11 protein-coding genes are annotated in these 13352 nt (G+C 72.4%); 6 read left to right on the top strand and 5 right to left on the bottom strand.

From position 1 onward, the window contains the following. Nucleotides 1-62: 62 nt before the first annotated feature. Together ACIBCT_RS28150 and ACIBCT_RS28145 are read right to left on the bottom strand one after the other, a co-directional pair. Entirely contained in the window at nt 63-362 is a 300-nt protein-coding gene (locus ACIBCT_RS28150) for a DUF3467 domain-containing protein (protein WP_344886609.1), read from the bottom strand. A 74-nt stretch (nt 363-436) separates the two neighbouring features. Then, a complete protein-coding gene (locus tag ACIBCT_RS28145; protein WP_399193558.1) occupies nt 437-1123 on the bottom strand; it encodes a DUF305 domain-containing protein in 687 nt (228 codons plus the stop codon). Nucleotides 1124-1244: 121 nt separating this feature from the next. Here ACIBCT_RS28145 and ACIBCT_RS28140 point away from each other — a divergent pair, with 121 nt between their 5' ends. After that, a complete protein-coding gene (locus tag ACIBCT_RS28140; protein ID WP_399193556.1) occupies nt 1245-1964 on the top strand; it encodes a DUF3105 domain-containing protein in 720 nt (239 codons plus the stop codon). A 141-nt stretch (nt 1965-2105) separates the two neighbouring features. On the opposite strand, the gene ACIBCT_RS28135 is transcribed toward ACIBCT_RS28140, so the two are convergent. Both ACIBCT_RS28135 and ACIBCT_RS28130 read right to left on the bottom strand, forming a co-directional pair. After that, nucleotides 2106-3677 carry an ABC transporter permease gene (locus ACIBCT_RS28135; protein WP_399193554.1) on the bottom strand — a complete coding sequence of 524 codons (1572 nt, stop codon included), beginning with the start codon at nt 3675-3677 and terminating at the stop codon, nt 2106-2108. After that, nucleotides 3674-4576 carry an ATP-binding cassette domain-containing protein gene (locus ACIBCT_RS28130; protein WP_399193552.1) on the bottom strand — a complete coding sequence of 301 codons (903 nt, stop codon included), beginning with the start codon at nt 4574-4576 and terminating at the stop codon, nt 3674-3676. Before ACIBCT_RS28130 ends, ACIBCT_RS28135 begins: the two co-directional genes overlap by 4 nt. Before the next feature lie 78 nt (nt 4577-4654). Between ACIBCT_RS28130 and ACIBCT_RS28125 the strand changes: the two genes are divergently transcribed. Continuing rightward, entirely contained in the window at nt 4655-5128 is a 474-nt protein-coding gene (locus ACIBCT_RS28125; protein ID WP_399193550.1) for a GbsR/MarR family transcriptional regulator, read from the top strand. Between the two features lie 57 nt (nt 5129-5185). On the opposite strand, the gene ald is transcribed toward ACIBCT_RS28125, so the two are convergent. Further along, nucleotides 5186-6304: an alanine dehydrogenase gene (gene ald / locus ACIBCT_RS28120; RefSeq protein ID WP_399193548.1), complete on the bottom strand. Its 1119-nt coding sequence runs from the start codon at nt 6302-6304 to the stop codon at nt 5186-5188. A gap of 1088 nt (nt 6305-7392) precedes the next feature. Between ald and ACIBCT_RS28115 the strand changes: the two genes are divergently transcribed. From ACIBCT_RS28115 to ACIBCT_RS28100, 4 genes are all read left to right on the top strand, one after another. Beyond that, nucleotides 7393-8448 (top strand): excalibur calcium-binding domain-containing protein, encoded by a 1056-nt coding sequence (locus tag ACIBCT_RS28115; RefSeq protein WP_399193546.1) that lies wholly within the window; start codon nt 7393-7395, stop codon nt 8446-8448. 612 nt (nt 8449-9060) lie between these two features. After that, nucleotides 9061-10392, top strand: a complete 1332-nt coding sequence (locus ACIBCT_RS28110) for a helix-turn-helix domain-containing protein (RefSeq protein WP_399193544.1) — start codon at nt 9061-9063, stop codon at nt 10390-10392. A gap of 146 nt (nt 10393-10538) precedes the next feature. Beyond that, entirely contained in the window at nt 10539-11186 is a 648-nt protein-coding gene (locus ACIBCT_RS28105) for a copper resistance protein CopC (RefSeq protein ID WP_399193542.1), read from the top strand. Next, nucleotides 11183-13243, top strand: a complete 2061-nt coding sequence (locus ACIBCT_RS28100; protein ID WP_399193540.1) for a cytochrome c oxidase assembly protein — start codon at nt 11183-11185, stop codon at nt 13241-13243. The genes ACIBCT_RS28105 and ACIBCT_RS28100 overlap by 4 nt, the downstream gene beginning before the upstream one ends. Nucleotides 13244-13352: the final 109 nt, after the last annotated feature.

Here is a 13352-nt window from a genome sequence, read left to right as displayed (position 1 = left end):
CCGGGGCCGCCTTCCGCCTCAGGGCATCACCCGGGCGCCCGGCCCGGACCCGGGCCGGGCGCTCAGTTCTTGTGGCCGGTCTCGTGCTCGTAGGCGGTGAGCTGCTGTTCGAGGGCCTTCATCAGCTCGAACACCTGGCTCGGGGGGATGCGGATCCGGCTGACGATCCGGGTCGGCACGCTCACGAAGTGCTCTCCGGAGGAGGGGTCGTTGGCCAGCTGGGGCGGCCGGGTGATCACCGCGAAGTCCAGGACGAAGCCATCCTGGGTGTGCCACACAGAGGCGAAGTTGGCGTACTGCCCCATTTCCACCTCGGCGGAGATGCTCACCTCCAGCCGGTTCTCCGGCTCGTCGTTCACCATTCTCATTCCTCCGGCCAGGTTGGCTCCATGCTGCCCTGGCCGGGAACCGGCCGCACACGGACGCGCCGACGCCACTAAAGGATGGAAGGCAGGCGCTGGGCGCCGCGCTGCCGCAACATGTCGGTCATCAACTCGATCTCGCCTGTCTGACCGTTGACGATGTGCCGTGCCATGGTGGCCACCTCGTCGCGGTCGGACAGTTTCAGCAGGCCCCGGCCCATCTGCACGCCGCCCTCGTGGTGGCGGATCATGAGCTGCAGGAAGAGCACCTCCTGGTCCTTTCCGGTGGCCGCGCGGAGCCTCGTGAGCTCGTCCTGCGAGGCCATACCGGGCATCGTGGCCGGGGCGCCCGGCGTTACAGCGCCGCCACCGCCACCACCGCCGCCACCGGTGCCGCCGTGGCCGCCGTGGCCGGCCATCCACGCCATGGCGGGCCGCTCGCCCGACTGGTTGAGCCCCCACTGCTGCAGCCAGCCGGTGAAGATCCCGCGCTGTGCCGTCTGCGTGACGATGATGTCGTACGCCAGCCGCCGCAGCGCCTCGTCCCTGCTCCCGTCCCTGGCGATGAAGGACATCTCGACGGCCTGGGCGTGGTGGACGGACATGTCGCGGGCGAAACCCGCCTCCGGTGAGGCGTCGGTCGGGGTGGCCGTTCTCCCCATGACGAGCAGCAGGACGGCCGCCACCAGCAGGCAGCCGAGCAGCGCGCCGAGCGCCGGCCGTCGCTTGGGCTTTGCACCATCGTGAACCGCGGTTTCCATTATCTCCTCAGCGTACCCACTGTCAGGAATCACTGCTGTGTCGCACGTTGTCAGACCCTTATTCTCCACATACGCCACTAGGGCATAGGGTGACAAAAGTTGTTTGCCGGCTGGAGGGTCGATGACCAAGGAAAAGGCGCAGGCGAGGCGCGAGCACCTCAACCGGATGCGTGAGGAGCAGAAGCGCAAGGAACGCAGGACCTCGCTCCTGATGTGGGGTGGCGGCGGTCTCGTCATCGTTCTGCTCGTCGGGATCGTCGCCTTCTACCTGATCAACGAGCGTTCGAGGACGTCGCTGGACGCGGTCACGAGCGCCAAGTATCCGGGCAGCCTCCACGTCGAGAGCAAGGTCTCGTACAAGGAGACCCCGCCGATGGGCGGGGAGCACAGCTCGGCCTGGCAGAACTGCGGCATCTACGACCAGCCGATCAACAACGAGAACGCCGTCCACTCCATGGAGCACGGCGCCGTGTGGATCACCTACCGGCCCGACCTGCCCAAGGCCGAGGTGGACACCCTCAGGGAGCTGGCATCCAAGGACTACATGCTGCTCAGCCCCTACCCGGGCCTGCCCGCCAAGGTGGTGGCCAGCTCCTGGAACAAGCAGCTCAAGCTGAACGGGGCCGACGACCCGCGCCTGCCCAAGTTCATCACCAAGTACAAGAACGGGCCGGACACCCCCGAGCTCGGCGCGTCCTGCAGCGGGGGCGTGGGCACCACCACCGCCGAGGCGCCCATCCCGGCGACCGCCCCGTCGTCCGCACCGACCGCGACGCCCGGCCAGAGCCCGGCGGCCACCGGTGAGGCGACCCCCGCGCCCAGCGCCAGCCCGGCTCCCTGACCGGCGCAGGCCCGCCCGGCCCCGGATCCGCGCCTGGATCCGGGGCCGGACCCGCGCTCGGGCCCGTGTTCGGGCCCGTGCTCGGACCCTCGCTCCGGCCCGTGCCCTGATCCGGTGCGGGCCCGGGGAACGCGGGGGCCGTCAGCCGATGTCGCGGCGGCGGAAGCCGTACAGGCCGGCGACCGTCAGCGCCGCCGCGATCGCCACCAGCGTGATCAACGGCGTCGCCGTCACCTCCCCGCCGGGCAGGCGGGGCAGGTGGCTGAAGGGGGACAGGCCCACGAGCGCCCCCGGCAGGTCCAGCAGTGCGCCGACCTGCCCGAACACCAGGAACGCCGCCAGCACCGCCCAGGCCAGGGGGAGCAGCCTGGGCAGCAGCCCGAACAGGGCCACCACCAGCGCGCTCAGCGTCCACACCGCGGGCAGCTGGACCAGCGCGGCCCCCAGCACCTCGGACACGTGGGCGCCCGGATCGCCGGTGGCGACCCCGTAGGCGATCCCGGCCGACAGCCCCAGGACGGCCAGGACCACGACCGGGCCTCCGAACGCGAACACCAGGTGGCTCGCCGTCCACCTCCGCCTGCTCACCGCGGCGCACAGCAGCGGCTCGGCCCGCATGAGCGTCTCCTCGGTACGCATCCGCGACGCGGCCTGGATCGCGTAGCCCGAGACGGCGATGCCCAGGACGCTCACCACGCTCGCGATGAGGGCCTGGCCCACCCCGGCGCCGCCGCCGAGCCTGGCCAGCATCTCCAGCGCCTGCCTGTTCTGCCCGAGCGCGCCGGAGGCGGCCTGGGCCGTGGCGCCCACCACGGCGCCGCCGAAGGCGACGGCCGCGCTCCAGCCGGCCAGCGATCCCCGGTGCAGGCGCCAGGCCAGCGCCAGGGGGGTGGCGAGACCGGGGGCGGCGTCGGCGGGTCCCAGGCGGGGAGGCAGCAGGCCCGCCCCGAGGTCCCTGCGCCCGGCCAGCGCGTAGGAGAGCGCGCAGAGCGTGATCACCAGCGCGGCGAACAGGCCCAGCGGCCACCATTCCTCCCCCGCGAACGGGCGCATCCGCTGACCCCAGGCGATGGGGGAGGACCACGACAGCCAGCCGGTGCCGCCGGTGTCGCCCGCCATCCGCAGGGCGAACGCCAGGCCGAGCACCGAGATCGCGATCGCCCTGGCGCCGCCCGCGCTCTCGGTGAGCTGCGCGGCCACGGCGGCCACCGCCGCGAACACCATGCCGACGCAGGCGTAGCCCAGCCCCGTGGCGAGCGCGCCCGGGGCGGGGTGGGCGCCGAAGGAGAGGGTGACGATCAGCCCGACGGCCAGGCAGGCCGTCCCGGCCACGATCAGCGCCGCCGACAGGGCGGCCCGGCGTCCCAGCACGGTGGCGCCCAGCAGCTCGCGGCGGCCCGTCTCCTCCTCCGCCCGGGTGTGCCTCACCACGGTCAGGATCACGGCCAGCGCCAGCACGACCGGGGTGAAGCCCGCCCGCCACACGCCCATGGCGGCGGCGTTCCAGTGCAGGACCGGCCCGTACAGGGCGGAGAAGGCCGGGGCGGAGCCCATCGAGGCGGCGAACCGGCGCAGGGCGGCCTCGTCGGTGTACAGCTCCGCGATGCCGGAGGTCTGGACGATCGGCAGCACGGCGATCACCAGCACCCACGGCGGGAGGAGGAACCTGTCGCGGCGCAGGATCAGCCGGACCAGGGACCAGGTGCCGGTCATCGGACCGGCTCGGCCTGGTAGTGACGCAGGAAGAGCTCCTCCAGCGTCGGCGGGCGGCTGGTGAGCGAGCGCACCCCGAGGGCCGACAGCTGCCGCAGCGCCTCGTCCAGGCCGTCGGCGTCGACCTCGAAGGTCACCCGGTCGCCGCTGACGCGGAGCCCGTGGACGCCGGTGAGGCCGGTGAGGCCGGTGAGGCCGCCGGGCGGGGCGGCCAGCTCGGCGGTGACGGAGGTGCGGGTCAGGTGGCGCAGCTCGCCCAGGGTGCCGGTCTCGACCGTGCGGCCGTCGCGGACGATGCTCACCCGGTCGCAGAGCTTCTCCACCTCGGCCAGGATGTGGCTGGACAGCAGCACCGTGCGTCCCTGCGCGCGGACCTCGCCGATGTAGTCGGTGAAGACCGCCTCCATCAGCGGGTCCAGCCCGGAGGTGGGCTCGTCCAGCAGCAGGAGCTCCACGTCCGAGGCGAGCGCGGCGACCAGGGCGACCTTCTGCCGGTTGCCCTTGGAGTAGGCGCGCCCCTTCTTGCGCGGGTCCAGCTCGAAGCGCTCGATCAGGTCCTTCTTGCGCGCCCTGTCGAGGCCGCCGCGCAACCGGCCGAGCAGGTCGATGACCTCGCCACCGGACAGGTTGGGCCATAGGGTGACGTCGCCCGGCACGTACGCCAGACGGCGGTGGAGCTCGACGGCGTCCTTCCAGGGGTCGCCGCCCAGCAGGCGGACCGTGCCTGCGTCGGCCCGCAACAGGCCGAGCAGGATGCGAATGGTGGTCGACTTGCCCGCCCCGTTCGGGCCCAGGAAGCCGTGCACCTGGCCTGCCCGGACGTCGAGGTCCAGGCCGTCCAGCGCGCGCGTCCGGCCGAAGCGCTTCGTCAGGCCGGACACGGAGATGATGTTGTTCACTCTTCAGAACATACAGAAGTTTCAGAGATAAATGAAAGTAGTTCGTGCGAACCCCTGACGCCCGACCGAGGAGGACCGATGAGAGACGAAGAAGCCGTGCGTCAGTTCGTGGAGCGGATGAGCCGCCAGATGGCCGAGTGGAACTTCCCGCCCATGGCCGCCAGGGTGCTGCTGACCGTGATGACCGCCGAGGAGGACGCGCTCAGCGCGGCCGACCTGTCCGAGCGGCTCGACGCCAGCTCCGGCGCCATCTCGGGTGCCGTACGCCATCTGACGACCATCGGCATGATCCACCGGGTGCCGGTGCCGGGGTCGCGGCGCGATCTCTACGGCATCAGCGACGACACGTGGTGGGAGGCGACCCTCACCAAGGGCAACCGCCTTCAGCTGGTCGTGGAGGCCATCGAGGAGGGCCTGGTGGCGATCGGCGGCCCCGACACCCGTCCCGGCCGCACCCTGGCGGAGATGCGGGACTTCATGGCCTTCTGCCATGAGGAGATCCCGCTCCTGCTCGACAAGTGGCGCGCGCGCCGGGACCCCGTCGGCCCCTGAGACCGGTTCCGTTCCCGTCCGCGGCGCCCTTCGCCGGTGGCGCGGGCGGGAGGGACCCTAGCCGCGCAGCACGTCCTCCGTGAGCACCGCCTCCAGCCCGTGGGCCTCGGCCACGGGCTGGTTGGTCAGGTGCCCCTCGTGGGTGTTCAGGCCCGCCCCCAGCGCCGGATCGGCGCGCAGGGCCTCCCGCCAGCCCCGGTCGGCGATCGCCAGCGCGTAGGGGACGGTCACGTTGGTCAGCGCGTGGGTCGAGGTGTGCGGCACCGCGCCCGGCATGTTGGCCACGCAGTAGAACACCGACCCGTGCACCCGGTACGTCGGGTCGTCGTGGGTGGTGGGGCGGGAGTCCTCGAAGCAGCCGCCCTGGTCGATGGAGATGTCCACCAGCACCGAGCCCGGCTTCATCCGGGAGACCAGCTCGTTGCTCACCAGCTTGGGCGCCCGCGCGCCCGGTATCAGCACCGCGCCGATCACCAGGTCCGCGTCCAGCACCGCCCGCTCGATCTCGTACGCGTTGGACGCGACGGTCTTGCAGTGGCCCTTGTAGATCACGTCCGCCTGGCGCAGCCGGTCGATGTCGCGGTCCAGCAGCAGCACCTCCGCCTGCATGCCCAGCGCGATGACCGCGGCGTTCATGCCGGACACCCCGGCGCCGATCACCACCACGGAGGCCGCGCGCACCCCCGGGACCCCGCCCATCAGCACGCCCCGCCCGCCCCCCTGGCGCATCAGGTGGTACGCCCCCACCTGCGGGGCGAGCCGCCCGGCCACCTCCGACATCGGGGCCAGCAGCGGCAGGAACCCCCCGGGACTCTGCACGGTCTCGTACGCGACACCGGTGACACCGGACTCGAGCATGGCCAGCGTGCACGCCCGGGAGGCGGCCAGGTGCAGGTAGGTGAAGAGCACCTGGCCCTTGCGCATCCGGTGGTACTCCTCGGGGACCGGTTCCTTGACCTTCAGGACCAGGTCCCCCTCGGCCCACACGTCGTCGGCGGAGTCCACGATGGTCGCGCCCACGTTCCGGAAGTCGGCGTCGGGGATGGAGGATCCCAGCCCGGCGCCCTTCTCGACGAAGACCCGATGGCCGTGCCGGGCGAACTCGTGCGCTCCGGCGGGCGTCAGGGCCACGCGGTACTCATGGTTCTTGACCTCGCGGGGAACTGAGATTCTCACGGCTCCTCCAGGGTGGGCGCGTGTCCTCGTCCGCGGTGTGCGTTCCCCTGTGCGTTCCCCGAAAGGGGGCGATCACGCGCGGACGGGGCGAACGTGCAGGTCGGCGAGGCGCCGGTGACGTGCCGGTGACATATCGGCGACGTTCCGGCGAGGGGACGACGGGGCGAGGGGGGACGGTCGGGCGGGGCGGGGACGCGGGGGCCCGTTCCGCCGCCCGCGGGGACCCCGGACGTGTCCCGGCCGGGAGCATGACCCGCCGTTCGCCACATGTCCTGACCTAGAGGGTTACCGGCTTCTCGCGCCGATCGGTAGGCTCGCCGCGAACGGACGCGAACGGCTGTGAGGAACGCGGGGACGTGACGATGGGGATGCACGCGGGGCAGGGTGGGACGCCGCCCGGACCGCAGGGGCCTCTAGCCGGTCCCGACGACCCGTTCGAGGGCTCCCGGGAACCCGCGCCCGGTTCCCGCGACGCCTTCACGCCGCCGGGTGCCCGTGGCGTCTTCGTGCCCGGTTTCCCCGGTGCCCTCCCACCCGGCCTTCAGGCCATCTTCACGTCCGACACCTATGACGCTTTCACGCCGCCGCCGCGTCCCGGCGCGTCGCCCGGACGCCATGCCCGTGGCACCGGCGGATCCGGTGAGGAGCCCTCCGGCGTCCGGGACGTTCCCGGCCGTGACTCCGGCACTCCGGAGTACGGCTCTCCGGGCCGTCCGGAGTACGGCGGTTCGGAGTCCGGTGCTCCGGATTACGGCTCTCCGGGCCGTCCGGATCATGACGAGCCTGGCCGTCCGGATCACGGCGACCCTGGATACGGCCACTCCGGATACGGCGACCCGGGACACGCCGGGACGCGGGCCGGGCGGCCGGGACCCGGTGGCCGGGAACCGGACGATCCGGGAGAGGCTACGACGCGGGTGGGCGGCTTCGGGATGGACGCGCCCGACGCCGGTCTTCCCGGAGCCGCCCCCGCATCCGGGGCCGCAGGTCCCCCCGGACCCGCCGGTCTCCCCAGGCCCGGTGTGCCCGGACCTGCGGGCATCCCCGAGCCCGGTGTGCCCGGGGCCGCAGGTGTGCCAGGGGCGGGTGTGCCCGGGGCGGGTACGCCGGGGACGAACGTGCCCGGGGCGGGCGTGCCGGGGGGCGGCAAACCCCCGGTCGCGGTCCCGGTGGTGCCGCGGGCGAGCCGGGCCACCACCGTGATCCTGGTGGCGGCCCTGGTCGTGGTCGTACTGATCACCGGCGTTCTCGGCACCATCGCGGTGCTCATGACCCGCAACCCCGACATGCCGCTCGGCGCCCCTCCGCCCAGCCGGCTGGCGGTCCCCATCCACTTCGCGCCGGTGACCGAGGTGAAGGCCGGTGCCTGCACGGTTCCGGAGACCTACCCCGACGACCTCGGGCAGAACTGCTACACGGTCGCCGCGGGGATCACCGTGAACGCGGTACGCAAGATCGAGGCCGTCCAGGAGAAGAGCGGCGGCTACTCGGTCAGGATCGCGTTCGCCCCCGCCTTCCGCGACCAGATCAACGCCCTGACCGAGGAGGCGGTCAACGAGGACGACCCGGTCAGGCAGCAGATCGCGATCGTGGTGGGGGAGAAGGTGGTGGCCGCTCCCCGGGTGGCCCAGGCGATCACCGACGACAGCCTGAGCATCGCCGGGGCCTTCACCAAGGAGCAGGCGGACGCGATGGTCGTCCGGCTGATCGGTTCCCGCCCCGCCGGGACGCAGTCGGCGCCGGCCCCCCAGCCGACCGGGTCGGTCTTCACCCCGTCCACCGATCCCTCCGCGGGTCCGTCACCCGGCCGGCAGGCGCCCACCACTCCGGCCACGAACCCGGCCGATCCGGCCACGAACCCGGTGACCGATCCGGCGACCGATCCGGCCGCCAACCCGGTCGGGACCGATCAGGGCGGGACCGACCGGAGCGGGACCGGTCAGGGCGCCACCGACCCGCCCGCGACGAACCCCTCCCCCCGGACCACCACGTCGTCCGCCCCTGCCGGCGGGGGCGGCGATCCCCGGTACGCCACCTGCAAGCAGGCGACCGCCGACGGGTACGGCCCGTACACGCGCGGCGTCCACAAGCAGTACGACTGGTACATCGACGTGGACGGGGACGGCGTGGTCTGCGAGCAGTGAGACGCTCCGGGCCGCAGGCCTCCCGGGACGATTGACGCGATCGGCACGGGCAGGCACGGGCAGGCACGGCGGCCCGAAGCCGCGCCGAAGGCGGCGCCCGGCGAACGAAAAGCGGCCGGAGGCGGCCCCCGGGAACGAAAAGGGCCCGAGATGCCCCGCGAGGAACGGAAAAGGGCCGGAGAAGATCACTGAAGCGCCGGATCGGCCAGGCGGCGGACGGTCGTGTTCGCGACAAGCGAAAGGCCAGGTCTGCGAAGACCTGGCCTCGGGGACATCCGTACCGGACCCCGGGTGCGGAAGCCGGGGTGGACGACGCCGGGTTCACCGGAGGTGGTGACTCAGCGTCTGGAAGCCCGTCGCGGAAGCGGATCCGGTTCCGGTCGGACTTCCGGCCCTACCGGTGAACTGAGTCGCCGATTAGTCGGGGCCATTCCAGCCCAGCTCGCCCATGGCGTTCAAGGGCAAAGAATAGTTGGAGGTGTCGTTCTGAGGGGCAGACGAATCAGCGCTCACGGTCGTAGCATTGCCAGAGACGGCAAAAGCAGCCGCAAATAGCATGGCGAGGGCAGACAGGGACAAGGTAAGACGTCGGCGCACGGGGAGACTCCTGTCGTGGGTTCTGCTGCTCAACACTATCTTTCAAGGGGTAACGTGACTGGTCAAGACTTAGTCGGTCAACGCATCAAGACCGTCCGTCGGCAACGTGGTCTTTCCCAGGCGCAGCTCGCTCACCCGGAACTGTCGGATAGCTACGTCTCTCTCATCGAGAGTGGCAAGCGTACTCCGACCCCCGCCGTGTTGGAGCTTCTTGCCGAGAAACTCGACTGCTCGCTCACCTATCTGGTGAACGGGGTCACGGCCGAGCAGATGCAGGAGATCGAGCTCGCGCTCGGCTACGCGAAGCTGGCCATGGAGAACGGCGAGGTCGTCGAGGCCCGCACCCGCTACGCGGAGCTCCTCGCCGACGGCGGCCTGGCGGGTCTGCCGCAGCTCCGCCAGGACGCCGAGTACGGCCTGGCCCTGGCGACCGAGGCCTGTGGCGACCTGGACGAGGCGATCGTCCTGCTCGACGGACTGCGCGAGAACGACACGGTGGTCATGAACCCCGAGCGTCAGGTCGCGGTCGCCGTCGCGCTCTCCCGCTGCCACCGCGAGAAGGGCGACCTGGCGCGGGCGGTGCAGGTCCCCGAGCAGATCCTCGGCGGCGCGGTCCGCCCGGCCTGGAACGACGGCCTGATGCGGCTGGGCGGCCAGCTCCTCGTCGCCTACGTCAGCCGCGGCGACCTGCTGCGGGCGCGCCAGTTCTCGGCCGAGCTGCTGGCCGCGGCCGAGACCCTCGGCACCCCGCAGGCGCTCACCCTGGCGCACTGGGGCGCCGCGATCGTCGCCGTCGAGAGCGGGCAGGCCCAGGAGGCCGTCGCCCACGTCGAGCGGTCCCTGGCCATCCAGTCCGAGTACGGCGACCCGCGCCGGCTGGCCCGCCTGCGCGGCGACTACGCCCAGGTGCTGCTGACCGCCCGGCCGATGGAGGCCGAGGCCTGGCGCGACGTGCTGCTGAAGGTGGAGGGCGAGCTCGCCGAGAGCTCCGCCAACCCCATGGACAAGATGCGCTGCGCGATGAACCTCGCCCGGGTGGAACTGCTGCTCTCCCGGCCCGAGCCGGCCGCGGAGCGCATGCGTGCCGTCTGCGACCTCCTCGACGGCATGCCGCAGATCATGCAGGCCGAGGCCCGGCTGCTGTACGGCCAGACCCTCGCCGAGCTGGGCAGGCAGGAGGAGGCCTCGCGGGAGCTGGGGGCCGGGGCCGAGTGCCTGGAGCGCTCGCCCGTCACCCGGGACACCGCCCACGCCTGGCTGACCGCGGCACAGGTCCTGGAGCGCATCGACGAGCCCGTCCGGAGCGTCGACGCCTACAAGCGGGCACTGGCCAGCGTCGGGCTGTAGGCCCGCCGAGGTGTCCCCGGCCGGCCGGCCGGGAAGGACGGGTGGGTGAGGGGCCGGGAACGGCCGGACGGAGGGGAGACGCGCGCAGCCGTGGATCGGGTAGGGGAGTCGAGACCGCGGTGCCGCGTCGGTAGCCTGGGGGTGTCATGAAGACTTCCCCTGTCGCGGCCGCCCTCGCGCTCCTCGTCGCCCTCGTTCTCGGCACGGCCTTCGCCACGCCCGCCCTCGCACACGACCGGCTCAAGAGCAGCAGCCCGGCCAAGGACGCGAAGGTCGAGCGCCTGGAGGAGGTGAAGCTGACCTTCAGCGCCTCGGTGCGCTTCCCGAACGTCGTCGTCCGCTCCGGGGACACGTCCCACCAGGACGGCAAGCCCTCCGTGGACGGCGCCGTGGTGACCCAGAAGGTCAAGGCCGGCCTTCCTCCCGGCCGGTACGTGATCGCCTACCGTGTCGTCTCCTCCGACGGCCACCCGATCGAGGGGGAGATCCCCTTCACCCTCGTCGGCCAGGCAGCGTCCTCGCCGTCCTCGCCGTCCTCGCCGTCCCAGGCACCGGAGGCGTCGGAGTCGTCGCCCGCGGGCGCCGGACCGGGCTCCGCCACCGAGAGCGCCACCGAGAGCGCCACCGCGAGCGCCCCGGCCACCCCGTCGGAGGTCCCGGTCACCCCGGCCGCCGCGGCCGAGGAGTCCGGCTCCTCGGGAGGCGTACCGGGCTGGATGTGGATCGTCGTCGGCGCCCTGACCGGCGTCGGCATCGGCATGTTCTTCAGCATGCGCGGCAAGAAGCGGCCGTGAGCGGGTCCGCGCGGGCCGCGCAGACGGCCAAGACGGCGAAGACGGACGACACTGCCACGTCCGGGAACGGCGGGACCGTACGGCTCGTCCTCGCCGGCACCGGCGCCGCCGTGGTCGCGCTGGTGATCGCGATGATCGCCGGGGGCGCGGCGTTCCCCAGGATCATCCCCGGCCTGCCCGACCAGGGCGCCCTCACCCGCTGGGGCCTGCCGCTGGCCAAGCTGGCGATGGACGGGGCCGGCCTGCTCACCGTCGGCACGCTGCTGGCCGCCGCGATCCTGCTCCCCAGCGACAAGGGCCTGCTGGGCGGGCCCGCCCTCGCCTACGTCAGGGCCGCCTCCTGGACGGCCCTGGTCTGGGCCGGGGCCGCCGCGGCCACCATGGTGTTCAGCCTCTCGGAGGCGCTCGGGGCGCCGGTGGCCGAGGTGCTCGCCGGCGACGAGCTCACCAGCTTCGCCAGCCAGGTCTCCCAGGGCATCGCGCTGACCCTGGTGGTGCTGTTCTCGGTCGCCATCGCGCTCTTCGCGCGCGGCGCGATCACCGTGGGCGCGGCCGGCGGCCTGCTCGTGCTGGCCCTGGTCACCATGCTCCCGCCCGCGCTGACCGGTCACTCCTCCTCCTCGCCCAACCACGACCTGGCCACCACGGGCGTGGCCGTGCACCTGATCGTCCTGGCGCTCTGGGTGGGCGGCCTCGGCGTGCTCTGCGCGCACGCGCTGCGCCGGCAGCCGCACCTGGCGACCGCCGCCACCCGCTTCTCGGCCCTGGCGCTGTGGTGCTTCATCGGGGTGGGGCTGTCCGGCCTGTTCAGCGTCCTGGCCAGGCTCACCTCGCCCTCGGAGCTGTTCACCTCCGCGTACGGCCTGCTGCTGCTGGCCAAGACGGCCGCGTTCGCGTTGCTCGGGGTCATCGGCTGGTGGCACAGGAAGCGGACCCTGCCGCTGCTGGCCGGTGGCGGGTCCGGGACGTTCGTCCGGTTCGCCACCGGTGAGATCGTCGTCATGTTCGCGGCCGTCGGGCTGGCCGTCGCGCTGTCCCGTACCGCGCCACCGCCCGCCGTCCTGCCCGTGGACAGGGCCTTCGAGCTGCTCGGCTACACCATGCCCCCGGAGATCTCCCTCGTCAACCTGGCGACGCTGTGGTGGTTCGACCTGTTCTCCGGCACGCTCGTCGCCCTGCTGGCCGGGCTCTACCTCGCCGGTGTCGTCCGGCTCGCCCGGCGCGGCGACCCCTGGCCCAAGGGCCGTACGGCCGCCTGGTTCGTCGGCGTGCTGATCCTGCTGATCGCCACCCAGAGCGGTGTCGCCCGCTACGCCAAGGTGCTGTTCAGCGCGCACATGGCCGAGCACATGACGCTCTCCATGATGGTGCCGATCTTCCTGGTGCTCGGCGCGCCCGTGACCCTGGCGCTGCGGGCCCTCTCCCCGGCCGCCCGCCGGGGCGACCGCGGGCCCAGGGAGTGGCTGACCACGATCCTGCACAGCAGGTTCGTCCGGTTCGTCTCGCACCCGGCGATCGCCACGGCGATCTTCATCGTCTCCACCTACGCGCTGTACTTCACGCCGCTGTTCGCCGCCGCCATGGAGGAGCACCTCGGCCACATCGCGATGACGGTGCACTTCCTGCTCAGCGGCTCCCTGTTCTTCTGGGTGATCATCGGCATCGACCCGGCCCCCCACCGCCTGCCGCACGTGGCCCGGCTCATCCTGCTGTTCGTGACCATGCCGTTCCACGCGTTCTTCGGCATCGCGCTGATGAGCATGACCACCGTGCTGGCCGCGGAGTGGTACGACCAGCTCGGCCGGACCTGGGGGCCCAGCGCCGTGGCCGACCAGCAGGCCGGCGGGGCCATCGCCTGGGGGTTCGGGGAGATCCCGACGCTCATCGTGCTGCTCGCGCTGGCCTTCCAGTGGTGGCGCGCCGACGACCGCGGGGCCCGCCACGCCGACCGCCGGGCCGAGGCCGCCGCGGCCCGTACCGGTGGCAGCGGGGACAGCAGGCTCGACGACTACAACGACTACCTGGCCAGACTCAACAAGCGTGACAACGGTCGGTAGCCCCACGGTTACGCCCTCCTACCCTTACCGCCTTCCCGGTGTCCCTCCCGGTAGCCTGGTGTCCCACAGGGGCTCGTGCTCACCGCAGCGGGTGCAGCGCTTCGTCGTC

The sequence above is a fragment of the Streptosporangium sp. NPDC050855 genome (genome assembly GCF_044456585.1).
Lineage (GTDB): Bacteria > Actinomycetota > Actinomycetes > Streptosporangiales > Streptosporangiaceae > Streptosporangium > Streptosporangium longisporum.
The sequence above is the reverse complement of the archived record's forward strand: the minus strand, read 5'-3'. Positions and strand labels throughout refer to the sequence as shown.

Excerpts from the sequence above, each read along its gene's own strand:
- ACIBCT_RS28150 (WP_344886609.1), bottom strand. The coding sequence starts at position 362 with ATGGTGAACGACGAGCCGGAGAACCGGCTGGAGGTGAGCATCTCCGCC.
- ACIBCT_RS28145 (WP_399193558.1), bottom strand. The coding sequence starts at position 1,123 with ATGGAAACCGCGGTTCACGATGGTGCAAAGCCCAAGCGACGGCCGGCG.
- ACIBCT_RS28140 (WP_399193556.1), top strand. The coding sequence starts at position 1,245 with ATGACCAAGGAAAAGGCGCAGGCGAGGCGCGAGCACCTCAACCGGATG.
- ACIBCT_RS28135 (WP_399193554.1), bottom strand. The coding sequence starts at position 3,677 with ATGACCGGCACCTGGTCCCTGGTCCGGCTGATCCTGCGCCGCGACAGG.
- ACIBCT_RS28125 (WP_399193550.1), top strand. The coding sequence starts at position 4,655 with ATGAGAGACGAAGAAGCCGTGCGTCAGTTCGTGGAGCGGATGAGCCGC.
- ACIBCT_RS28105 (WP_399193542.1), top strand. The coding sequence starts at position 10,539 with ATGAAGACTTCCCCTGTCGCGGCCGCCCTCGCGCTCCTCGTCGCCCTC.